The sequence below is a fragment of the Trueperella sp. LYQ143 genome, from assembly GCF_046599595.1.
In the GTDB taxonomy this organism is placed as follows: domain Bacteria; phylum Actinomycetota; class Actinomycetes; order Actinomycetales; family Actinomycetaceae; genus Trueperella.
The window spans coordinates 44,766-68,053 of sequence record NZ_JBKIWR010000001.1; the positions used below are offsets into that span (position 1 = coordinate 44,766).

Genomic DNA, 23,288 nt, shown 5'->3' on the forward strand with positions numbered 1-23,288 from the left:
ATGACGCATGACGTTGCGGGGCTCGTGGTCACCTACCAGCCCACTGAGCACACCGCAGCGCTCCTGCGCGCCTTGCGCGCACAAGTTGGCGGGCTCGTCGTCATTGACAACGGTTCTCGCAATCGCGAGCAACTGGAGGCAGTGTGCGTCGAGCTCGACGCACACCTCATTGCTTTACCGGAAAATACCGGCATCGCGCATGCCCAAAATCTCGGGATTTTGTGGGCGCGCGATGCCGGTTACCGATATGTCATTTTATTCGACCAGGATTCCCTGCCGGCGGCCGATATGGTTACGCGCTTACGTCAGCACTTACGCAGCCATCCGCACGCAGCCGCCTGCGGGCCGTATATTCGCGAAGATAAACCTGGCGGCGATGAGCTCGTCTACGTTTCTCGCCGTCTTGGTCCTCGCCGCGCTCGTGCCGAGGAACTCGCGGCTAGCTCAATCGATGCTGCCTTCCTATTAGCCTCTGGCTGTTTGATTGATATTCGAGCTGCTCTCGATATTGGCCCGATGAATGAGTCGTATTTTATCGACCATGTTGATCTGGAGTGGTGCCTGCGAGCGCAGCGGCGCGGCTACCATACAATCGTCGATACTAATGCCCATCTGCAACATAGCCTCGGCGAGGAAACCGTGATGTTGCCAGGGCGAAACCAGCCCGTCCATGTTCATTCCCCGGTGCGCTGCTACTATCTCATGCGCAACACCATTTTTCTTATCCGCTCCGATTTCTTATCCTGGCCGTGGCGCATGGGATACGTCATTTTCATGGCAAAGTACAGCGCATTTAATACTCTTTTGGCAGATCAGCGTCGGGAGCGCACTCGTTGCCTGATACGTGGGTTGCGCGATGGTCTGCTTGGGCGTGGCGGGCGTTACCCAAATCAGAAATAGCCTCTCCCGATCAGAGGTAGTTGCTATCGGGAGGGCATATACAGATCTACCGGTCGCATCATCTTTGCCCATGGTCTCTCCGACCGTGCTCTCGCCTTGGCACTTTCTCGGCTACGGAAAACCCTAATCAGCACAACGGCAGCTCAGAGATTACCTGCAGTAATTGGCGCGAACCCGCGCACTATCCCTCACCGCTATCCGCTACCAGCCCTACGAGCAGCCCATATTTTCTTCGGATGCCGTATCGCTGCACGTGTCATCAACCAGTTTTCTCTACCGCTATCGTCCTGGCGAGCCAATGCCCTCGATTCGCACCCTCGCAGCCACTCGTATCCTCCACATATTTTACTCGCCCGAATAACGCCCGCCGTCAGCGCTTCTTCTGCCCAATATTCCACGCCAGCTCCCCGCGCTCGGCTCGCAGCTCTCGCCAATCCACGCTTCGCTGGCGTTTCACACCGGCGCATGCCACTTAACCAATGACGCTGCCGCTCCAAAACACACCGCATAACTATTGCCGTGCTGCGCATAGCCGCGCCACTATGACCCGGAGAGCGACGGAACACCTGGCAAATATTTTTGTTAAGCGAAAAGTACGCCCCACGGCATAAGCTGAACCGTATCCTCCACATACCCGCCTACCGCCGAGCTCCACGATCGCTTTACTCTTAACGCGGTTGCTTTCGCATCAATACGTGGGGTTCTGCCCGCTTACCGTGAGCGGTTGTTACCAGGATCTTCCTGCGATTGATGCCGACGAGCAGCGCGAATATGCAGCGATCGGCGAGCATTCAAACCCGTACGCAAGGCTGCACGCAACGGAGCATGCGCACGGCGGGCATACACTTTCGATAGATAGGTGTATGCCGAGTCGTGATGGGCGCGAATCATCGGCTCCGGGTGATCTCGCCACGAGACGCTCTGATCGTGAGTGATCGTCGCGTCATGTACATAAATCGATTCCCACCCGTGGCGGCGCATATCCTCGCCCAACATGGTGTCCTCGAAGAACATAAAGAAATCTGTATCAAATCCGCCGATCTGCTCAAAAGCCAGGCGGCGAATGAGCAGGCACGCACCCGATAGCCAATCCACCGCATGAGTCGCATCCACTGCACCATGCGAACGATAGCTTTTCGACCAGGGATTTCCTGGCCAAACTCGCCCTAACACCGCATGCCCCGTACCCGAAATCAAACGCGGAAAATGCCGGATCGACGGGTAAATCTCACCTTCAGGCGTCAAAATTTTGGGCCCCAACACCCCCGCGCGCGGGTAAAACTGGCTAGCCGCAAGCATCGCCGCAATCGCATCCTCAGCGAATACCACATCAGGATTGACGACGAGGATCCACTCTGCCTGACAGCCACGCGCACCGAGGTTGACAGCACGACCAAAACCTAAATTCTCCCCAGCATTAATGACCTGGCAGCCACGACGTTCCAACTCATCACAGTATTCGTTGCTATCACCATTGTTGACAATAACGATTTCTACCGATAACTGCGCCGATCCACATGCCGCTGGCACTGACTCACACATGGTCACCAGTTCTGGCCCTGGATTAAAGGCCACCGTCACGAGCCGAATCTGCACAGCGCACCCCATCACATTCAATGAATAATCGCAACAACCCCTAGCAGTATATCGACAAACGTTAATCGCAACGCACTCCTACCTTGCTTCTCACCCCTGAGCGATAGGGCAACTAAGATCGAGGGTATGACCAAAAATGCAGCCTCTGCACGATCACATCGCGCCGTCCGTCACGGTCACGCCGCGCGGCGCCCACGTCGATTCCTGCGCATCTTTCTCTTATGCGTCTTAGCGGTGACGTTGAGCGTCGGAACAGCAGTAGGCATGCTGTATCACGGTCTGCAATCATCTATCACTGAACATCAAGTGGAATCATATCTAACCAGCAGTGAACGCCCCACGGTTGCTGCTCCATCCGATCAGCAAGCGGGCAAACCGCTAAATATTTTGCTGCTCGGTTCCGATGTGCGCGAAGGTGCTGCCGATATTGACGGTGCTGGTGCGGCTGGCGAAGTATCAGGCATGCGCTCCGATACCGCAATGATTATGCATATTTCTGCAAACCGCTCCCGAGTCGATATCGTGTCTATTCCGCGCGACACCCTGGTAGATATTCCCTCATGTACCTTACCCAACGGGAAAGTAACCTCCCCGCAGTATGACACCATGTTCAATGCCGCATTCGCTATCGGCGGGCAAAGCGATGACGTCGGCGCTGCCGCGGCCTGCACGATCCGCACGGTGGAAAAACTGACGAACGTATTTATCGACGGCTTTATTGTCGTCAATTTTGCTACCTTCAAACAGGTTGTCAACACCCTCGGCGGAGTCGATATGTGTTTCTCAGAAGATCTGCATGATGACGCTGCCGGGCTGGATTTAAGCAAGGGCTGCCACACCCTCAACGGGGATCAGGCGCTTGCGATTGCTCGCGCACGTAAAGAAATCGGCAATGGCTCTGATCTGCAACGCATTACCCGTCAGCATCAGCTCCTCGAAGCGATTGCGAAAAAAGTTTTTGATATGAATTTAGCTTCTGACCTGCCGAGTTTGTACCGCGTTCTGCACAACGTCACAGAGAATCTCGATACTTCCGACGGCATGGGAGATATTACTTTCCTCGGTGGTTTGCTATATTCGCTGCGCGGGCTAAAGATTGACGATCTCAACTTCATCACTATGCCGTATGGGCCAGCAGCAGATGGCAACCGAGTTGCACCGACGCCAGAAGCGGAAAAAGTTTGGCAGGCCCTCGCCCAAGATAAGCCGCTTCCTGAAACAACAGATATTAACGGGCAAAGCCCAATTATTAACGGCACAGAAGCCGAGCTGAATGAGTTTACTCAGTCTATCGGTAGCACCTTGAAAGAGCCGCGATGAATCAGCCTCCATCTTTTGAGCCCCGTAAACGTCGACCACGACCATCCGGTGATGGCGCTCAATCTGTGGGGCGTCAAGATTCATCGCGCCAGGATTCACCGAACGCTTCTGCGCCTGTCTCTCGCCCTCAGCCTCCAGCTTCTCGACGCTCAGCGTCATCTGCCTCGGCGGGCACCGGCTCACATGGCTCGTCTCTTTTCTCACGCTCAGGGCGCTCACAGCACCCCAACCGCTCAGAGCGCTCCGCAGACCATCCCCGATCGCAGGCAAATTCAGTCTCTTCTTCGCGCATAATAGGCACAAACCTGCCGCGCAATAACGCCGCGCGCAGTCATACGCGGGCGCAATCCCAACAAGCCCAACCGCCTGTTATCCGTTCTGCACGCGATCCACACGGCACTGGAGATGCTGCCCGTTCCCATCGCAATGATTCGCACGGGAATGAACAGAGCGCATCTCGCGTCTCACGTGATAGTGGCGCTATGCGTTCGCGGAGTAGCTCGCAGCGATTCGAGAATCCCGCCCAGAATCAGCGCCCACAAAGCCCGATCCGTCGGTCTATGTTATCTGGTCAGCGTTCAGGTATTTCCTCCTCCAGCACGCCGGAGCATACTGCAGTGTACCGACGCTCAGACCTTCCTACGAGTCAACCGCCATCTTTCGCTCCACAAGGGCGCAATAATTCAGCGCCTTCGTCTTCCTCAGCCTATCCGCCGGCCTATTCACCAGAAAATCCTCCCCGCGCTATCCCCCCGCGCACCTCTCCCTTTAGGCACAGCGGGGCGGCAAGCGGAAGCTACGCACACTCACAAGCTGGCAGCACACCCGTCAGTTATCCGCCATCGCATAACGCTCACGGGCCAGCTTCGGGAGCCGCGCTATCGTCCTCTACTTCACCTGATTTTTCGGAATCCAACCCCGATCACAGTGCACCACAGCCGGTACGCCCACGGCGTCGCCGCCGATTCCGGGCTCTTAAGATCACGTTGACGGTTCTTCTCGTATTCGTCATTGCAACCGTTAGCTGGGGAATCTATCTGTACCGCTACGGTAACTCACATCTACATCACGTTGCCGCGCTATCAAACGCACCAGATACCCCGGGAACGACGTATCTCATCGCTGGATCAGACCAGCGCGATGCTGCTGTCAATGATGGCACAACTGGCATGCGGGCCGATACGATCATGCTTTTGCATAAGCCCGAATCTGGTCCGACGGTTCTCGTCTCGTTGCCACGTGACACCCTCGTCACCTATGCCGATTCGCAGGATATGGGCAAACTGAATGCCGCGTATGCCTATGGCGGTCCTGAATATTTGGTCAAGACGGTCGAATCCTTAACCGGATTGACAATTGACCATTTCATTTTGATCGGCATGGACGGCGTATCCTCCCTGGCGGATTCCGTCGGAGGAATCAATCTGTGCTTAGATTACGACGTTAATGACGAGCTTTCTGGTTTGCAGTGGTCGGCTGGATGCCATGACGCAGACGGAAAAACCGCACTGGCGTTCTCACGTATGCGCTACTCTGATCCGCTCGGGGATATTGGCCGCAATCAACGTCAACGCCAAGTGGTTGCCAAAATTATTGACGCCGCGCTCTCTCCTGGGCTGTTCTTCAATCCTGGAAAGCAACGCGAGCTTGTGGGGGCTGCCGCGGGCGTCCTGACAGTGGATAATGACGCTTCACTTATGACCGTTGCAAAAGCGGGGCTTGCACTGCGCGAGGCTATTGGCCCCGATGGTTTATCTGGCGCTCCTCCGATTGCTGATCTGTCATACATGTTAAGCAATGGGCAATCCACGGTGCTTCTCGCTCCACAGGCAGAACAATTCTGGGCAGATGTTCGCGATGGAACAGTTCGTGCTGACGAATTCGCGTCCTTTTAATCTGCGCTGATTCTGCTTATGCCTCGGTTCACATTGCGTCTTTCACGTCTGGCGCGCGGGCAAACTAACCGCCAATGGCTGTGGGAGTTCACCCAGTTCTGCCTTATTGGATTGGGCAGCTATGTGGTCGATGTTGGACTGTTCAACCTATTGGCATATTCGCATCGGATACACCTACCCGGCGATCCTCCGATGACCGCAAAGACGATCTCCGTCATCATATCGATCATCTTCTCCTGGCTGGCGAACCGCGCCTGGACGTTCCGATCCCGCTCCGATAAACCGGCACACACAGAGTTCGCTTTGTTTTTCCTCGTCAATATTGCCGGTTTACTCATTGCGCTCGGATGTTTGGCAGTGTCTCGCTATGTTCTCCACCTGACAACGCCACTTGCTGACAATATCTCTGCCAATATTGTCGGATTGTTTTTCGGAACGATCTTTCGGTATCTGTGTTATCGCTACCTGATATTCACTAAGCGCCTTGCCCGATAATCCGCTGGGAGCACGCAGACCAGTTTCGGCATGCCAGTATGATCGGCACATTCGCATTTTGCTTCAGCTTTGCCACGTTTTCCTAAGCGGCTATCGCTGTGACTCACTATCACGCTCACGAGCAACATTCAGTGGCTTTTATCGCCGGTATGGTTTGCGGCACCCGTCTATTTCACCTAGCGGCTGGTGAAAATGGAGCGCTTCTTCACCAGCCGTAAATAGCTCCGGCTGGCTGCCGCTGTTGCACAGTAGCGAGTATTTCTTCGTGTTTATTCCGCTAGCGTCGGGTGCGCCGCGCTCCCACCGTCAGCACTGCGCCCTGCGGCAAAATGCGATCTGGGTCGAATGAGATGGGCACCGCCGCCACAGTCAGAGTGAATTCTGCTGGGGTGCGGCGCGTCAATTCCAGACGACCACCATCAATCTCAGCGAGTTCTCGGGCTACTGCAAGACCAATTCCGGTTGATCCGCCCGTAGAGTATCCCTTTTCAAAAATGTCTTCGTCTTGCTCTGCGTCAATGCCGCGACCTTCATCGCTGACTTTGAGCATGGCGGTCTTTCCTGCGCGCAATGCCCGCACGGTAGTTGTTCCGTCCCCGTATTTCAAGGAATTTTCGATCAATGTGGCAAGGATTTGGGCGAGTGATCCGGGCGTTGCCAGTACTGCCCCTACGTCTGCCGCATCGAATACCAGGTTGCGCCCGGCACGGCTAAAGGCTTTCTTCCATTCATCGTCTTGACGGGCGAATAGCCGGCTGACGGAGACTGCCTCGGTTGTGCCGCCTGCTTCTGACTGCGAGGTTGCCATCAGTTCGTCAACGACGCCGGTGAGCCGGTCTATCTGCTCTAAGCTCTTGTGAACTTCCTCTGCAATTGCTGGGTCATCACTTAGGTATTCAATCTCTTCGATTCGCATTGACAGGGCCGCCAGGGGTGTGCGCAACTGGTGGGCGGCATCGGCAGCAAATTGGCGTTCTGCTGCAAGACGCCCGGCCATACGTTCTGCCGTTCGGGAGATCTCCGCGTTCACCAGGTCAATTTCTTCAATCCCAGATTTTTTAATGTGTGGGCGCACTTTTCCTGCGCCCAGTTGTTCGGCAGCGGCAGCGAGATATATCAGCGGTGCCGAGATTTTCCGAGATTGCCGCAGCGCCACGAGCACACCTACCGCAAAAGCTAAGGTGATTAGCCCTAATGCCATTATTCCCATCCACATCATTGAGCGTATGAGTACGGCACGGGGTAAGGCGACGCAGACGACTGCTCCGGTTGCACTGAATACTTCTGCATGTAGCGATTGTTCTCCGGGGTTTTCACCGGAAACTACGACCACAGTATCTGGGTATTCGACTTCGATATACAGGTCTTCTCGGCTTTGCTCTGTCATACGGTCGAGCAGACGAGCGGTGATATGGGTCTGTTCTTTATCAAGCCGATCGACGACACTGGCAACAGAGATAGCCCGATCGTTGAGTTCTGATTGCGTCTGATGCCAACTGAGTGACATTGCAAATATTGCGCCGGGAATCCCCAGAATAAGTACCGCCACGGCTACTGCCGTTGTGGTCATGACGATTGCCCGCCGACGCACTGCTGCCTACACCTCGAAACGGAATCCCATCCCGCGCACTGTGGTGATGTAGTGCGGGGCGTTGACGTCATCGCCGAGTTTGCGACGCAGCCAGGAGATATGCATATCCAATTTCTTCGTGGAGGTATCAGATTCTGTGTCCCATACTTGACGCATGAGCTGTTCTCGGCTGACGACGCTGCCAGCTTCGCGCAGTAGGGCCGTCAATAACTCAAATTCCTTGCCCGTTAATTGCAGTTCGTTTCCTCCAGCGTAGGCGCGATGCGCGTCAATATCGACGGATACGTCTTGGGCGGTGAGAATCTGTGAGTCTCCTTCTTGGGTTCGGGAGCGCCGCAGCAGGGCCCGCACGCGGGCAAGTAATTCAGCGAGCCTAAATGGTTTCGTCACGTAATCGTCAGCGCCGGCATCGAGCCCGACGACCATATCTACTTCTTCTGAACGTGCAGTCAGGATGAGAATCGGAAAGGTTTTTCCTTCTGCTCGCGCGGCACGGGCAACATCTAGGCCGTCCATATCCGGTAATCCGAGATCAAGCACGACGAGATCAACCGGGTTGCTCATCGCCTCGCGCGCCGCTTGGCCAGTTTCAACTGGCTGTACTTCGTAGCCTTCTCGGGAAAATGCCCGCACAAGCGGGGCCGAGATTGCATAGTCATCTTCGACAAGGAGAATTTTGGTCACGCTGCTGCCTCACTTTCCGCTACTAACAACCATGGTAGTCAATGATTCTCTGTGGCAAAAGTAAGGAAAGAGTTATCTCTAGCCAGTTTCCGAGAAAAATCAGCCGGTGCGCAAGATGGCAAGTGCTGCATCCTTCTTCGCGTGGATGCGTTTTCGATAGCTTTAGCTATTCCTCTTTGGCGACGTAGAGCCGCGCCGATTCAATGTAGCCGATTCCTTGTAATTCTGCCGCGACGAATTCGACGATTTGGTATTTGTGCGGGTTTAGCTCTCGTAGTGCCTCAGCCGTCCCGCGATCAACCAGAATTGCTCCTTCAGGGGCAACAGAGCACAGCCGAGAGGCCAGATTGACGTTTGGCCCAAAGACGTCACCGAATCTCGATACGATCCCGCCCCACACCAATGATGCGCGCACTTCGGGCATATTCGGGGTACTGTGCAGTGCATCGACGATCCCTGAGACGACTTCTGCTCCGGTGGCAAGATCGTCAGCGATATAGAGTACGGCGTCTCCTACCATTTTGACTACTCGTGCCCCCAAGGAGGATATGACGTCGCGGCAGGTAAATTCGAAGGTCTGAATGAAATCGACGAGTTGGTGGGGAGAAAGCTGCCCAGAACGATCAGTGAAGGAAACCAGATCGACAAATCCTAGGGCACGGGTCAACGGCATAGTATCTGAATCGACGCGCATATCTTCCAGTTCAACTTCAGAGCGACGTACAAAGGCGGCCAGGTGCCGTCGCCAGGCATATTTCATCTGGTAGATGAGGAATTCTTCGTATTCGTCGATATGATCGAGCACCCAGTAGCGAGCGGCAACCTCATCGAGGTCGTAGCGCGATTCTGCGTCCTCTACTAAGGCTTCGTACTGCCAGAGCACCAATCGATCAGCGAGATGGGATTGGGCGCGGATGAGCGAGTTTTGGGTATCCTCGTCCATCTTTTCTTCATTGACCATCTCCTGATGGGCACGCATGACGTCAATGTCGTATTCGGTAAATTGCCGCGTATCAATGTTTTGGATGTACGGAAATCCCATGGCACGCCAAAATCTGCGCGTGGCGTCGGTATCCATACCTGTTAGCTCTGCCGCCTCACGCAGGTGATATTTTGCCGGGCCGCCCAGTAGGCGATTCACATGGCGTTCGACGGTGGTTGGTTGCGCCGACGCAGCGAATTCATCCTCTCCACAGCCCGATTCTGTTGTGTTCTGGGTCACAGTAATACCTTAATGCTTTGTCGTCTTGTTTCCAAGAGCAAATACGAAGCAATTTTTTATATGACGATCTGGGATTTTACCACTTTCCATACAGCTCGTCAGGGCATTATCACTCACTTATCATCCTTATGACCAGCTCATTTACTAAAATGACGGCCTGCGCCCACAGATAGCTCCCACTACGGCACCCTTGTAAACCCGTCTTATCTATTCCGCTTCCAATCTGGCGCACCTAAGCACATCCGCCTCCCTTGCTATCCGCTTCACTTAGAGCACCCAACATGAGCGTAAACACCCAATACCCACGCCCCTTTGGCTGCCTGCAAACACCGCACTACACTGGCAATATGACAACAGTATCTCGCGCTCAAACGCCAATTGATGAATGTGCTAACCAGTACGTAGAAACTCTGACTACGATCTCCCCCGAACTCGTCACCTCCCTCGGTCGCGGTAGCGCCGACGAAGGAACATTCTCGGATCTTTCCCCCGCTGGCTTACAAAAAGACAACGACGTATATCGCGACACCCTCGCCCGCCTCAGCGCGCTCGATCCGGTTGACGAGATTGACCGCGTTACCAAAGCCGCATTAACCGAGGACCTGGAATACCAGATTTCCCAATACGAACATGGCGAAATTGGTGAAATCAACGTCATCGCTACCCCGCTACAAGGCTGCCAAGAGATATTTGACATGATGGGCGACGAAACCCTTGAGGATTGGCAGCTCATCGCCCGCCGCCTGGGCAACATCGGCCCAGCGTTAAGCGGATGGCAAGAAACCCTTATTGAACGGCGCGAACACGGCCCCAAACAAGCGCGCAAACAAGTAGAGCTCGCAATTTCCCAAGCCGAAGGCAAAGCCAGCGACAGCTCCGCATTGGCCAGCTTAGCCGCCCGAGGGGCTAAGAAGTTCCCTCAATTGGCGGAGGAACTAGAAACAAACTCTCGTCAGGCTCAAGCCGCCTACGGCTCACTGGCCGAGTTTTTGCGCACCGAGATCCTCCCCAGCGCCGTCGAATCCGAGGCTTTCGGATATGAACGCTACGCGCCCCGACTCTACTCATTCACCGGCGCACACGTTGACCTTGACGAAACCTACGAATGGGGTATCGGCGAGCTTGAGCGCATTATCCACGCCCAAGAAGCTATCGTGCGTGACCTATACGGACCTGACGTCAGCATCCCCGAAGCAATGAAGCGGCTTGACGCCGATCCTAACCGGCAAATTCACGGAACGGAGGCGCTGACCCGCTGGATGCAGGAAACCTCCGACCAGGCAATCCGCGATCTCAATGGCACCCATTTTGACATTCCTACCGAACTGCAAAAACTTGAGTGCCTGATCGCTCCCTCCGGAACTGGAGCAATCTACTACACCGGACCTTCCGATGATTTCTCGCGCCCAGGGCGCATGTGGTGGTCCGTCCCAGACGGCACGGAGGTATTCCACACCTGGCAAGAAAAGACGACCGTCTATCACGAAGGGGTCCCTGGGCATCACCTGCAGCTTGGCATGGCCACCTATATTCGCGACAGCCTCAATGATTGGCGTCGCCTCCTGTGCTGGAACTCCGGTCACGGCGAAGGATGGGCACTCTATGCTGAAGGTCTAATGGCTGAGCTGGGCTATCACAGCGATCCTGGTGACTATCTCGGCGTACTAGACGGGGAACGCTTGCGTGCAACTCGCGTCGTTCTCGATATCGGAGTGCATCTGGAAAAGCCTGCCCCTGCTGGTTATGAGCATATTAATCCGACGTGGAACCGCGACGTAGCTTGGGAATTCCTCAAGGATAACGTAGCGATGGACCACTCCTTCCTCAGCTTCGAATTGAATCGGTATCTCGGCTGGGCCGGGCAGGCTCCCGCCTACAAGATCGGGCATCGGCTGTGGAAGCAACTGCGCGCCGAAGCGGAAAAGAAGCCTGGATTCAACCTGAAAGATTGGCACATGTCTGCCCTGCGCGTGGGATCTGTTGGTCTGGATATTTTGCGCGACACCTTAAACCGCGCCTAAATATTCATCCAACCGTACAACGGCTCGTGGGACGGGGCATATTCCCACGAGCCATCCACCACTCCCGACAGCAGCAACACAATTGGCGGTAATCACTTCGGATTCTCTGTAGTCCGACGAGTTAGACGGGTAGGTGGCTGTCTGTTTGACTACAGCCACCTACCCGAGAGTAACCGCCCCGGAACAGGTAACTGGAATTAACACATGGTCACATCTGAACAGCTAGCCGAAGCCACTCACGAAGCGAGCAATACCCCTCCCTATCGGTTATTGCTCGCCTCGGCCTCACCCGCACGGCGCGCAACCCTGCGCGCCGCCGGCATGACTCCCCTCGTCCACGTTTCCAACGTGGACGAGGAGACCATCATCAACTCGCTACCCACACCCCACCACGCGGCGGAGGTCGTTTGCACGCTCGCTAGCGCCAAAGCTCGCGAGGTCTACCAAACATTGACGGCAACCCCAGAGCTCGCCGAGGAGCTACCCGGCGCCCGTGTCGTCCTCGGATGCGATTCGATGTTCGACATGGATGGGCAGATCGTCGGCAAGCCTGCCACGGCGCTCATTGCCCGCGAGCGCCTGCGGGCAATGAGCGGGCGCAGCGGCGTACTCTACACTGGGCACTGCCTCATCGACATTCCCAGTGGCACGACCGTTCAGGGCGTCTCCCAATGCACCGTCCACATCGGCACACTCAGCGATGTGGAAATTGAGGCCTACATTGCCAGCGGCGAACCCTTACGAGTCGCCGGATCATTCACCATTGACGGGCTAGGCGGCCCCTTTATTGACCGACTCGAAGGAGATCACCACGGGGTCGTTGGGATTTCGCTCCCCCTGCTGCGCTCCTTACTCACCGAGCTAGGATATTCCATCCTAGATTTTTGGGATAACCGCGCCTACTACCTCCCCTAACGCATACAGCAAACTATGCCGCCTCGCGCCGCCAGCAGCACACCGCTCCACAGGCTCATATCGCCAGCGATGGCGCGGCTACCTGCAGGTAACAACCACATATGTAAACGGTGGCTGTGCAATCGGCAATGATATTGCACAGCCACCGTTTACGTTATGCCACGTTGTGACGCGTCAGCGACTAGACGATGTAATCCATATCCTCTTCAAACTGACGCCCCTGCTTGGAGCGTTCCTGCATAGAGATCCAATCTCGGCTCGCCTTGCCCACATACACCTGCCGCGGGCGACCGATCTTCTGTGCCGGATCGAGAATCAGCTCGCGATACTGTGCAATCCAGCCAGGCAGACGCCCCAGGGCAAACAACGGGGTGAACATCTTTGTGGGGAAGCCCATTGCCTTGTAGAGCAATCCCGTATAGAAATCCACGTTCGGATAGAGGCGGCGCTCAACAAAGTAGGAATCCTCCAGTGCGACCTGCTCCAACTCACGAGCCATATCAAATAGCTCCGAATCGCCTTTGAGCTTGCCTAGGATATCGTCTGCCAAGCCCTTAACGATCTTCGCCCGCGGATCATAATTCTTGTAAACGCGATGACCGAAGCCCATCAGTTTCACGTCATTCGTCTTATCCTTAACCTGGCGAACGAACTCTTTAATACTGATTCCCGATTCACGCACATGATCAAGCATGAGCAAGACAGCCTCGTTCGCGCCACCATGCAAGGGGCCAGATAGTGCGCCTACACCAGCGGCAACCGAGGCGTAGATTGAGGCCCGCGAGGAACCGACCAGACGAACAGTGGAGGTAGAACAGTTTTGCTCATGATCCGCATGCAAAATAAGTAGCTTATCGAGCGCATTGACGATGGTCGGATCAACGTCGTGACTCTGATACGGCAACCCGAAAGTCATACGCAAGAAATCTTCCGTATAGGACTTCGTCGTATCTGGATATAGTAGCGGAAGCCCGGTTGCCCGCTTAGAGATGTAGGCAATCATCGTCGGCACTTTAGCCATCAACAGCACGGAGGCCAGATCTCGCTGCTCGCCGTCGTTCGGATCGAGAGTGTCCTGATAGTAGGTTCCTAAACCAGCGATACCGGCTTGCAGAATCGACATCGGATGACCAGACGAGGGGAAGGCAGTGAAGAAACTGCGGAAATCCTCATGGAGAAGCGTGTGCTTTTTGATCCGACGAATAAAGGCGGACAGTGATCCCGCGTCAGGTAACTCGCCGTAAATCAGCAGATAGGCCACTTCCAGGAAAGAACATTTCTCTGCAAGCTGTTCGATTGGGTAGCCACGGTAGCGCAGCACACCCGCGTCCCCGTCAATATAAGTAATTTCAGAGGTACATGAAGCAGTGTTGGTGAAGCCCGGATCGAGGGTTACGGTTCCCGTCTGGCCCAACATCGTGTTGATCTTAAAACCGTCATTGCCTTCTACTGCACGGACGCGTTCGAGTTCAAGATCAGTGCCGTCAATATGCAAAGTCGCGTTTTCAGACATCGGCGTCTCCTTTTCGCGCTATTTCTCCACATGCCACCGGCAGATATGGAGAGTAAATATCCAGTGTCAGCCATATCGCGAGTGCGAATGACAAACTCTCTTAGAATCAAGATATATCTAAATTGCGTTTTGCAAAAGGTGTGAAAGCAAATTCAGTCGTTCAGCTGCTCGCGCAATATCCATATCACTGGCCGTTAACGACATCCGAACCCAGCTACGACCAGCATCACCATAGAAATGACCTGGGGCGACGACAATACCTAATTGAGCACACGCACGCACAATATCCCAGCCGTCACACGCCCAATCCGCCTGAGCCACACGCGCCCACACATACAGACCCGCCACCGAATCTGGATCATGACGCAATCCCGCTTCCGGCATCGCCTGCAAAAGCACCTCACGACGGCGACGATACCGCTCTCGCTGCACCCGCACATGCTCATCATCGGCGAGCGCCACCGCCATCGCCTGCTGTACCGGCGTTGGCATCATAAAACCCAAATGCTTGCGCAACTCGATAACGCCCGCAACAAGCTGTGAATCACCGGCCATAAACGCGGCTCGATACCCCGCAAGATTCGACTGCTTCGATAACGAATACAGCATCAGTAACTGGCTCGGATCACCGCCACAGACCTCGTCCGCCAAAAGCGAGGGAGAATAGGGCACATCCCAACACAACTCGGCATAGCACTCATCGCTGGCAATAATCACCCCATTGGCACGCGCCCAAGCAACAATTGCCCGCAGTTGCGCCACATCAAGCACATGCCCACTCGGATTCGAAGGAGAGTTCACCCATAGGAGCGCGAGATCCGTCGGCCAACTCGCCGGATCTGCTTCCGTATCGACAATCACCGGCTCACAGCCAGCTAGCCGCGCACCAACCTCATAGGTCGGATACGCAATTGCCGGAATACCGATACGGCTGCCCACAGCAATACCCAACAGCGCTGGCAGTAGCCCCACCAGCTCTTTCGAACCCAGGGTGGGGATAACGCCCACTGAGCTGGTAATACCGCGCCGACGAGCCAGCCACCGAATAATCTCTTCGCGCAGGCGTTCAATCCCGATAGCCGGCGGATACCCAGGGGCGTTGCTTGCTTGAGCCAATACCTGCTGAATCATTGCCGGGGTATCGTCAACTGGAGTGCCAATCGTTAAATCGACGACCCCCTCGGGATAACGGGCTGCCTGGCGTCGAACCTCAGCCAGGGTATCCCACGGGAAATCCGGCACATTATCTGGATAAAACGTCATAGCACACTCACCGGCAACCCCGCAGAATCAGCCGTTCTCTACTACTGCTTATTAATATCTTTAGGCAAAGCCTCGATAAATGGATGATCGCGCTCAATTGGCCCAGAAATCATAGAGCCACCCGGCGATCCCAGATCAGTGAAGAATTCCTCGTTGACCTGGTGGTACACCGACCATTCTTTCGGCAAATCATCCTCAAAATAGATTGCCTCCACCGGACATTCCGGCTCGCACGCCCCGCAATCCACACATTCATCAGGATGGATATATAAACTGCGCAGACCCTCGTAAATACAATCCACTGGACACGCATCCACACAAGCCCGATCCTTCACATCAACACAGGGCTGGGCGATGATGTACGTCATAAGAACCTTCCTTTGTTTGCCGCACCATCAAAATCTGGCTAGCTATTTTTCTTCCTTGCTGCCGCGTCAGGAAATTACCTACTGGTAATCCGCGAGCTATTATCCACACCTGACGGCATCAACTGGTTCGTATCTCCAAGTGTACTGAGAATCCTCATGCACAGCCCCATTTAGCGAGACGGTGCGCCCCACCGTAATGGTGAAGCCATCGCCACCGGCGCCCGACGGCTCACAATCGGCTGCCGGATTAACTCGGGTCGTCGGTTTAACAAAGTTCCGCTTCTCGCCCTGCCAGACTTTGACGTCCCAATACTTCGTTGACCACAGCCGAGTATGAACTTGACCGTCCGAAACCCACGCCTCAATCAACGCACCGTAAGGGGTGTTATTCTCCCAAATCATCTGAATCTGATCGCCCCACAGAGTGGATTCTAATCCTGCCGGATAGCGAGAAAAATACTTCGAGTGTGGGGTATGCGCGACGTCAACCATTCCCGCCCGATACCCAATATTGAAGGTGTTGGTCGATAGCTGTGAAAGCCCTCCACCCATCGCTTCAGAGTTAAACCCGTTGACAACCACACCAGAGGAAACAAACCCATGTTCCGTATCAACGGGCCCTAGCGCCTGGCCAAGATTGAACCGCTCCCCTGGCTTAACAAGCGTGTTATTAATGACGGCAGTACCGCGAACAAGGTTAATCGTTCGCACCGAATCGGAGGTCAGCGGGGTGGAAATCTCCGAGACGACCTCCTTGATTCCCATAGACTCAGCCATCTTCGTGCTAAATGCCGCGTCCTGCTCAGTCACGGCAGCATTTATCGTGCGCTGCGCATTGGCCGATACCGCCAGTAAATCATTACCGACTTTCGCAATATCAATGACCTTCCCCGGTTGCGAAGGAGTAATAACCGGAGCGCCATTTTGAATCGTGATCTTCGCGTCTATCGGCGGAGTCAAAACCTCGCTCGCCGCTTGATTGAGAATCTCTCCCAATTTTTGCTGATCGACTGCCAGCTTTGGGGTATCCGCCTGCGGCGAATAGCTCACCATTTGCGCAATCTGCTCAGGCGAAACCGATACCTGCTTGCTTTCAACATTGACCGTCACTGGAGCAGAGAACAACGGCGTCACCTGCGAACGAACGAACTCATCCATGTCGGCAGTCGTAATAGCTGCCTGCGCGGCTCGCTGCGGCAGGGTAATCGGACCATCCGAGGTGAGCCACTGTTGAGCAATCGCCTCGCGCGAAGCTGGAACATCGACTTCAACCCCGTCCGTAGCCGGAGTAACCGTCGCATTCCCGCCAGACAGCGTTAACTGTGCATTAACTGGAGCGACGTTAAAGGTTCCAGCCACTCGAACAAGCTGAGCGTCCAACTGCCCACGGTCCGTCGTCACAACGGCATCCACGTTCTGTGATCCAGTCACATGCGCCCAAAGCCGCCGCGGATCAAACGAGAAACCCACCAGCTTATTTAAGGTTGCGTCATAATCAACCGCAAGCGAAAAAGACGCAGGATCAATCGTTTCCGTTTTAGCATTTCCGGTAAATGCCACCTGGCGAGGAGCCGTCAACTTTTGGCTCAATCCCTGACGAAGCTCATTTTCGGCCTGTTCACGCGTCATTCCACCCAGGTTCACTCCGGCAACCGAAACATTAGCCGCAATGCGATCCCGACACAGATACGCAGCACCGACGTACAACCCCGCAAGAACGATCACAACAGCCAAACTGCCAAACAGCCAGATCTTAAGACGCCGCTTCCGCCGTGGCCGATTTGAACTGTTTTCTTGCGGAACTGCAGCTTCCGCCTCGGATAGTTCACTCACGATGCATACTCCTTATTATCGCCAGCTACGATTCTACCGATCAGAGTGGGAAAAACCGCATTGTATCACCAGAATCACGCTCTGACGCCTCCACTTTCCACCGCGGATGATCAGCTACGATACCGAACTGTTGCCCTGCGAAGGATTTTCCGTTGAACCACCGCAAGCTCCGAAAGATTCCGAGGGGAGAGCAGTTGAGGAAAAATCAGAACGGGAAATATCTGATGGCGCGGTTGGTTCACTACCGCGCTGCCCAGATACTCGCGAGCTACGACGATATGCCGCAATATAAGTTATTGCCGCAGGCAGTAGTAACCCGCATACACACAAACCAATCCAAGCATTTGACACCCATGCCTGCGTGGATTGAAAAAGATCGTCACGTGGCGGCAGATATAACCACCATGCCACCGTGGCATAGGCGGTCAGGGTATAACTAGCAAAGCACCAACGCGCCCCCAACTCCATACAGAACCACGCCCCACACATGACGATCGCCGTCGCTAAAGCCAAACCATAGAGCGGCCGATCAATCGGGCCAGTATGAACAATCGTTGCCGCACTACCAGCAACGACACCACACAGCAAACCAATAATTACCTGAAACCAGGGGCGTGTACGCATAAAATGAGCCCTCCGCTGCTGTCAAACTTCTCTCTTGAGACTAACACTCACCCGTTACCCCATCGAGAATCGCGGCTATGCCAAGGGCCACATCCACTATCAGCGGTATTCGCGCAGTAGCACATCTCATCCGCAACTATGCGCTATATTCACTCCCCGCCCCGCTTAAGGCTCATCTACCATAGGGAGTCGTCCACAGTTGCGCTTACAGACGCATGCAGCGCTATCGGCAGGGTAACGCTTTTGAGATCACCGACGCCAAGGAGCCGCCTGGCCAATACCGCCCTTTGCTTTCCTTACCTACGACCCAAGCACCCGCCCGATCTCGGCCGCGAGCACTCGTTTTTTCCTGCTATCAACTACAGCGCGAGCAGCCCTGATAACCCCGAACAGAAAACAAATCAAACGCAAAAGAGCACAGGCTACTAAATCTAAAATTCTCAAACAACGCCGTGAGTAACGCACACATACGCGCATACCACGAGAAAATGCCGGGGCGGCGCGAGCCCCAGTAATACCGCACTTATCACCGCACACTATCGCACATTATTGCGAGATTATTGACTCAGGTAGATCCGACCTGAAAGATAAGAGCTATGACCGTAACTCTTCGTGGAACATCCTCACGCTTCTACAGCATTTTCATTGCAGTAGCCGCCGGTATCTTACTCATCGCCGGCATGATCCACGGTGGCATACATGAACTTATATGGACGTTGCCTGCCACTCTATTCATGCTTGCCCTGGCTTGGGTAATGTTTTGGAATCCACGTCTTGTTATTGGGCCAGGCGGGCTCCACGTTATCAACCTATTTCGCGAGCACCACATCCCCTGGGCAGATTTCTCCTATGCCGAAAACCGTTGGGGGCTATATCTTTACTCCCGCTCACATCGCAAAATCAGCGTATGGGCAGTGCCCTCAAACGTCGGTTTATTCTCGAACTCGTGGCGAGATCGCAAAAAACAACGCAAGGATCCCACGTCATTAACCTGGGCAGATTCCGGAGCAGAACACCGATACTGCGATGTCCCCTTTGCCGCCGATCTCATCACAATGCGCGCTCAACAGATTGCTCGCCATTCCTCCCTACGCCGAGAGCTCAGCGCGCAGCTTGATACCCCGTGGCCGACGCAGACAACCGCGCGCTGGCAGATCATCCCACTGGCTTTACTGGGCGTAACCCTTGCCGTCTTGGTATGGCGATTAGCCGCTATATAGCGACCTCACTCGCTTTGCCACATCTGCCAGAGCTTAGCGTATTCCCCGCCTTGCGCAACGAGCTCGTGATGCGAGCCAACTTCGGTAACCCGCCCATCAATCATGACCACAATACGGTCAGCGTCATAAGCGGTATAGAGCCGATGCGCAATCGAGATCACGGTTCGCCCTGTCAATACCTGATTCAAGGCCTGCTCGGCAGAACGCGCCGAACGCGGATCAAGCAAAGAGGTAGCCTCATCGAGGATCACCACGTCGGGATCAACCAATACGATGCGCGCCAATGCCAACTGCTGAGCTTGGGCAGGGGTCAGTTCATAATTACCCGATCCGACCTCGGTTTCTATCCCATCTTCTAGCTGGTCAATCCACTGAGCATGCACAGCCAATAGCGCCTCACGCAACTCACTATCCGTGGCCTGCGCGCGAGCAAATCGCAGATTATCAGCAATCGTCCCAGAAAAGATGTGATTTTCTTGGGTGACGAGCGAGACGGTCGAATGAAGAAGCTTCTCCTCTAATTCCATGACGTTGACTCCGCCGACACAGATCTCACCGTGATCTGGCGGATTAATACCGGCAATGAGACGCCCGAGAGTCGTCTTTCCAGCCCCCGATGGGCCAACAATAGCTAACCGCTCCCCTGGCCGAATTGCCAAGGATACCTCGTGTAATACCGGATCGCCCTCATGATAGGAGAAACTGACGTCACGTATCTCAATGCGATCACCGTCGGGAATTGCCTGCGTCACAGTGCGATCTGGCAGTACCTCACTGACGCCAAAGATCCGCGCTAATGCCACCATGCTGTACTGCAATTCGTCAATCCACCAACAGAAGATTTCCACTGGCGTATTAGCTTGCCGCACGAGAAGCGCAATCGACACAACCGCTCCGATACTCGCTCCACCCCAACCAATCAGGGCCGCTCCCCACACAATGGCAATAATCGTCGGGACGTTAACGACGAAGAAAGTCCCCACCAAGAACATCACCCGCATCCACGCGGTATAGCGGTCATTATCCCAGATTTCTTGCATGATAACGCGCGTGCGGCGTTCTCGATACTCCTGCATAGCGAAAGCATCAATACTGGCTGAATGCTCTACCGATTCAGCAGTATCCCCGGCAAGTTCCGCATGAATCGAGCTGATTGCTAAATATCCGGCAATTGAACGGCGCAGATAGAAACGGGCGACGAAGTACTGCGGAAGAAAAGCGATCATTGCCACTAGACCAATACGCCAATCAATAGCAATACACGATATGGCAATCACCACCACCTCCAGGGTGGTAACCAATAAGCGCACCAGGCCGTAGCGCACCATACCTTCCACTCGACTGACGTCCGTCGTTGACCGCCCCAGCAGATCGCCCGTCCCCGCCTCCTCAACGACCGATAGCGGCAAATGCATCAGAGTGCGGACTAGATCCACGCGAATAACGCAAAAGGCCTTCTCCCCTAATACTCGGCTGCGATATTCCCCTAACCAGGTGAAAACAAAATTCAGCACCATCGCGACGACGAGTACGCAAATATAGACCCGAATAACGGATAACGAGGTTCCTTCAGCTACCGCATCGAAAGTTTTACCGATCACCCACGGGGTGATGACCGCCGCTACCGCGACAATAATCTGATAGCAGGTAGCGATCAGGAACTCGCGGCGGAACTGCATGAACAGCGCCAGCATGCGGCGCATAATCGTGTAATTCTGAGCGATAGGGAGTCGCTTCATCAGTTCTCACCGTCCTTCTCGTCTCCAGAGGTATAAGCCGCAGCCCGGTTGACGACCGCATGATAATCAGAACGAGCCAGCAGCTCATGATGCGTTCCGCGAGCAACTTCTCGCCCGTCGGTATCCAGGAAAATCACTTCATCACTGCAGGATAAAAGCAACGGAGACGCCGAAATAACCACCGTAGTACGACCGGATCGTTCCTGATACAAGCGCTCGGCAATACGCGATTCCGTATGAGAATCCACGGCAGAGGTCGGCTCAATCAGGATCAATACTGGCGCTTGCCGAGCAACCCCTCGAGCCAATGCCACTCGTTGACGCTGCCCACCGGATAACGATCGACCACGCTCAGCAATATGCCCGTCTAAGCCGCCGTCTAAACCATGAATAATGTCGAGGGCGTCGGCAGTATGCATAGCGGCAAGGAGCTCATTTTCCGGCAGCGCCACCGGATTATCCTTATGTTGCCGCTGCGCCACACCTGAGCCATCCCCGTTATCTCGGACTTGATGGGAGACGTCACGGGCAATTGGCCAAGCGGCATTATTGCCCTCCAGATTTGAGCGCAGCCGCCCTTGGAATAGCTGGGCAACCGCATCCGAGAGCACAATCCCCGAACGAACCTCAGCGAGAGAAAAGGCCGTCAGCGGAATATCCGCCGATTGCGACCAGCGGGCTGTAACGAGGTATTCATCGTCCGTGCGTGCCAGCCGCTGCGCTAACTGCCCGCTAATATCCGGATCAGCACAAACCACAACGGTATAGCGCCCAGGAGTAATCTTCACATGCGAGGTACTATCAACCAGGTGGGCTTCTTGCCAGCGAATATTCCCATCCGTATCTCGTGGCACGTGCCGCGTCAGCTCAGTATCTACCTGGGAATCGTCCACGAGCGGAGTAATACTGGCAATCTTTTGCAGTCGCTTTGCCGAAACACGTGCGTCGGTATAGGACTGAATTATCATGGTCAGATATTCCAAAAGCGCAGCCATATACGCGCAATACCCATAGAAGAGCACCAGTTCGCCGTGCGTCATTTTCCCCAGATAGATCTGCCAGATTCCATAACTAACGACGATGACGATAATGAGTTCCGGCGCAAAGGCCTTCAAACCGACGAGTAAGGATCGCAGGGGCGCGGCGGCAATACCGTGTTGGGCAACCCGATCAGACTGTTTCTCATAGCGATTAACATAGACATCTTCTCCGCCGACACCTCGCAGAATACGCAAACCAACAACGGCATCGGTGGCCAAGGTCGTCAATTTCCCGGTTTCCGTGCGAAGCGCATTAATGTGCCGTTGGAGGGGTTTCATAATCATAGATATGCCGAGGACGGCCAATGGGAAACCCACTAAGACGATAAGGGCGAGCGGAACCGAGACTCGCAGCATGAACACGGCAGCAAAAATATACGCAAGGATTTGCGCCACACAGTCCGGCAAGGAGTATAGGAAGTAAGAGATACGGTTCGCGTCGGTGGAGATCGCCGAGACCATCTCGCCGGAGGGAATCTTTTCCCGACCGCCGCGGCGAATACCAAGAATCTTTTTCGTGACGTTAAGGCATACGCCGGTGCCACCCCCACGACAATATATTTGGTTTGTTAGCTCCGCACCCATTCCGATCAGACGGATAATCCAACAGACGCAGAAGATTCCCAGTGGCTCAATGAGCTGACTGGTTAATCCATTTTGCAGACCAGCGTCAATTAGCAGGGCAAAACTCCACGTCATGAGGATGCCGCCAATGTATTGGCACAAGGCAAAGATGGTGGAGAACCAGAAGAATCGAATGTTATTCCAAAAGAATGAGTGAATCGGCCGAGATAATTCAAGACCATCCGAGGACCACATATAGAAGAATCGCAGGCGATAGCGCGGTTCGCGCCCAATAACCACGACGCGATCAGCGATTGTACGGGGGCGACGTTCTACCTTGCGAGACTTCGCGAACGGGAAACAACGAGAAAAATAGTGAGAAAAAGCAGACATAATAAAAGACCTCAGTACGGAGCAAGGAAATGGCGTGCCGACCGCCACCTGCGATAAATACGCAGTTCAATTCCGGTTTTAGTACAGCAGCG

At 54.6% G+C, this 23,288-nt stretch carries 18 protein-coding genes; 7 read left to right on the plus strand and 11 right to left on the minus strand.

The annotated features are described in order from the left end of the window. Positions 1 to 900 (plus strand): glycosyltransferase family 2 protein, encoded by a 900-nt coding sequence (locus tag ACLHIL_RS00175; protein ID WP_411295840.1) that lies wholly within the window; start codon positions 1 to 3, stop codon positions 898 to 900. Between the two features lie 711 nt (positions 901 to 1,611). On the opposite strand, the gene ACLHIL_RS00180 is transcribed toward ACLHIL_RS00175, so the two are convergent. Next, entirely contained in the window at positions 1,612 to 2,496 is an 885-nt protein-coding gene (locus ACLHIL_RS00180) for a glycosyltransferase family 2 protein (RefSeq protein ID WP_411295841.1), read from the minus strand. Between the two features lie 126 nt (positions 2,497 to 2,622). Here ACLHIL_RS00180 and ACLHIL_RS00185 point away from each other — a divergent pair, with 126 nt between their 5' ends. Genes ACLHIL_RS00185 through ACLHIL_RS00195 form a run of 3 tightly spaced genes read left to right on the plus strand, consistent with a single transcriptional unit; the run spans position 2,623 to position 6,206 of the window. Continuing rightward, positions 2,623 to 3,816, plus strand: a complete 1,194-nt coding sequence (locus ACLHIL_RS00185) for an LCP family protein (protein WP_411295842.1) — start codon at positions 2,623 to 2,625, stop codon at positions 3,814 to 3,816. Further along, on the plus strand, positions 3,813 to 5,711 hold the full coding sequence (locus ACLHIL_RS00190; RefSeq protein WP_411295843.1) for an LCP family protein: 1,899 nt from the start codon (positions 3,813 to 3,815) through the stop codon (positions 5,709 to 5,711). Before ACLHIL_RS00185 ends, ACLHIL_RS00190 begins: the two co-directional genes overlap by 4 nt. Positions 5,712 to 5,729: 18 nt before the next feature. Continuing rightward, positions 5,730 to 6,206, plus strand: coding sequence for a GtrA family protein (locus ACLHIL_RS00195; protein WP_411295844.1), 477 nt, complete (start codon positions 5,730 to 5,732; stop codon positions 6,204 to 6,206). 277 nt (positions 6,207 to 6,483) lie between these two features. Here ACLHIL_RS00195 and ACLHIL_RS00200 read toward each other — a convergent pair whose 3' ends face one another. From ACLHIL_RS00200 to ACLHIL_RS00210, 3 genes are all read right to left on the minus strand, one after another. After that, complete coding sequence (locus ACLHIL_RS00200; RefSeq protein WP_411295845.1) at positions 6,484 to 7,797, minus strand: ATP-binding protein; 1,314 nt, start codon at positions 7,795 to 7,797, stop codon at positions 6,484 to 6,486. A 6-nt stretch (positions 7,798 to 7,803) separates the two neighbouring features. Then, complete coding sequence (locus ACLHIL_RS00205; RefSeq protein WP_411295846.1) at positions 7,804 to 8,481, minus strand: response regulator transcription factor; 678 nt, start codon at positions 8,479 to 8,481, stop codon at positions 7,804 to 7,806. A gap of 166 nt (positions 8,482 to 8,647) precedes the next feature. Then, on the minus strand, positions 8,648 to 9,703 hold the full coding sequence (locus tag ACLHIL_RS00210) for an adenylate/guanylate cyclase domain-containing protein (RefSeq protein ID WP_411295847.1): 1,056 nt from the start codon (positions 9,701 to 9,703) through the stop codon (positions 8,648 to 8,650). Between the two features lie 347 nt (positions 9,704 to 10,050). Between ACLHIL_RS00210 and ACLHIL_RS00215 the strand changes: the two genes are divergently transcribed. Both ACLHIL_RS00215 and ACLHIL_RS00220 read left to right on the plus strand, forming a co-directional pair. Then, positions 10,051 to 11,724: a DUF885 domain-containing protein gene (locus tag ACLHIL_RS00215; protein WP_411295848.1), complete on the plus strand. Its 1,674-nt coding sequence runs from the start codon at positions 10,051 to 10,053 to the stop codon at positions 11,722 to 11,724. A 204-nt stretch (positions 11,725 to 11,928) separates the two neighbouring features. After that, on the plus strand, positions 11,929 to 12,639 hold the full coding sequence (locus tag ACLHIL_RS00220; protein WP_411295849.1) for a Maf family protein: 711 nt from the start codon (positions 11,929 to 11,931) through the stop codon (positions 12,637 to 12,639). Positions 12,640 to 12,820: 181 nt separating this feature from the next. Here the strand turns inward: ACLHIL_RS00220 and ACLHIL_RS00225 are convergent, their stop codons facing one another. From ACLHIL_RS00225 to ACLHIL_RS00245, 5 genes are all read right to left on the minus strand, one after another. Beyond that, the gene (locus ACLHIL_RS00225; RefSeq protein ID WP_411295850.1) at positions 12,821 to 14,152 is read right to left on the minus strand and encodes a citrate synthase; all 1,332 of its coding nucleotides are present in this window, start codon (positions 14,150 to 14,152) and stop codon (positions 12,821 to 12,823) included. Positions 14,153 to 14,269: 117 nt separating this feature from the next. Then, a complete protein-coding gene (gene dapC, locus ACLHIL_RS00230) occupies positions 14,270 to 15,415 on the minus strand; it encodes a succinyldiaminopimelate transaminase (RefSeq protein WP_411295851.1) in 1,146 nt (381 codons plus the stop codon). A 41-nt stretch (positions 15,416 to 15,456) separates the two neighbouring features. Next, complete coding sequence (fdxA, locus tag ACLHIL_RS00235) at positions 15,457 to 15,783, minus strand: ferredoxin (RefSeq protein ID WP_411295852.1); 327 nt, start codon at positions 15,781 to 15,783, stop codon at positions 15,457 to 15,459. A 99-nt stretch (positions 15,784 to 15,882) separates the two neighbouring features. Then, positions 15,883 to 17,616, minus strand: coding sequence for a VanW family protein (locus ACLHIL_RS00240; RefSeq protein WP_411295853.1), 1,734 nt, complete (start codon positions 17,614 to 17,616; stop codon positions 15,883 to 15,885). 114 nt (positions 17,617 to 17,730) lie between these two features. Continuing rightward, a complete protein-coding gene (locus tag ACLHIL_RS00245; RefSeq protein WP_411295854.1) occupies positions 17,731 to 18,240 on the minus strand; it encodes a hypothetical protein in 510 nt (169 codons plus the stop codon). Between the two features lie 596 nt (positions 18,241 to 18,836). Here ACLHIL_RS00245 and ACLHIL_RS00250 point away from each other — a divergent pair. Beyond that, entirely contained in the window at positions 18,837 to 19,460 is a 624-nt protein-coding gene (locus ACLHIL_RS00250) for a PH domain-containing protein (RefSeq protein ID WP_411295855.1), read from the plus strand. A gap of 5 nt (positions 19,461 to 19,465) precedes the next feature. Here ACLHIL_RS00250 and ACLHIL_RS00255 read toward each other — a convergent pair whose 3' ends face one another. Then, complete coding sequence (locus ACLHIL_RS00255; protein ID WP_411295856.1) at positions 19,466 to 21,199, minus strand: ABC transporter ATP-binding protein; 1,734 nt, start codon at positions 21,197 to 21,199, stop codon at positions 19,466 to 19,468. Next, on the minus strand, positions 21,199 to 23,196 hold the full coding sequence (locus ACLHIL_RS00260) for an ABC transporter transmembrane domain-containing protein (RefSeq protein WP_411295857.1): 1,998 nt from the start codon (positions 23,194 to 23,196) through the stop codon (positions 21,199 to 21,201). Before ACLHIL_RS00260 ends, ACLHIL_RS00255 begins: the two co-directional genes overlap by 1 nt. Positions 23,197 to 23,288 lie beyond the last annotated feature (92 nt).

What these genes read in the sequence shown, in the direction of transcription:
- ACLHIL_RS00225 (WP_411295850.1), bottom strand. Translation starts at nt 14,152, where the DNA reads ATGTCTGAAAACGCGACTTTGCATATTGACGGCACTGATCTTGAACTC.
- ACLHIL_RS00250 (WP_411295855.1), top strand. Translation starts at nt 18,837, where the DNA reads ATGACCGTAACTCTTCGTGGAACATCCTCACGCTTCTACAGCATTTTC.
- dapC (WP_411295851.1), bottom strand. Translation starts at nt 15,415, where the DNA reads ATGACGTTTTATCCAGATAATGTGCCGGATTTCCCGTGGGATACCCTG.
- ACLHIL_RS00260 (WP_411295857.1), bottom strand. Translation starts at nt 23,196, where the DNA reads ATGTCTGCTTTTTCTCACTATTTTTCTCGTTGTTTCCCGTTCGCGAAG.
- ACLHIL_RS00215 (WP_411295848.1), top strand. Translation starts at nt 10,051, where the DNA reads ATGACAACAGTATCTCGCGCTCAAACGCCAATTGATGAATGTGCTAAC.
- ACLHIL_RS00175 (WP_411295840.1), top strand. Translation starts at nt 1, where the DNA reads ATGACGCATGACGTTGCGGGGCTCGTGGTCACCTACCAGCCCACTGAG.
- ACLHIL_RS00255 (WP_411295856.1), bottom strand. Translation starts at nt 21,199, where the DNA reads ATGAAGCGACTCCCTATCGCTCAGAATTACACGATTATGCGCCGCATG.
- ACLHIL_RS00190 (WP_411295843.1), top strand. Translation starts at nt 3,813, where the DNA reads ATGAATCAGCCTCCATCTTTTGAGCCCCGTAAACGTCGACCACGACCA.
- fdxA (WP_411295852.1), bottom strand. Translation starts at nt 15,783, where the DNA reads ATGACGTACATCATCGCCCAGCCCTGTGTTGATGTGAAGGATCGGGCT.
- ACLHIL_RS00245 (WP_411295854.1), bottom strand. Translation starts at nt 18,240, where the DNA reads ATGCGTACACGCCCCTGGTTTCAGGTAATTATTGGTTTGCTGTGTGGT.
- ACLHIL_RS00185 (WP_411295842.1), top strand. Translation starts at nt 2,623, where the DNA reads ATGACCAAAAATGCAGCCTCTGCACGATCACATCGCGCCGTCCGTCAC.
- ACLHIL_RS00195 (WP_411295844.1), top strand. Translation starts at nt 5,730, where the DNA reads ATGCCTCGGTTCACATTGCGTCTTTCACGTCTGGCGCGCGGGCAAACT.
- ACLHIL_RS00220 (WP_411295849.1), top strand. Translation starts at nt 11,929, where the DNA reads ATGGTCACATCTGAACAGCTAGCCGAAGCCACTCACGAAGCGAGCAAT.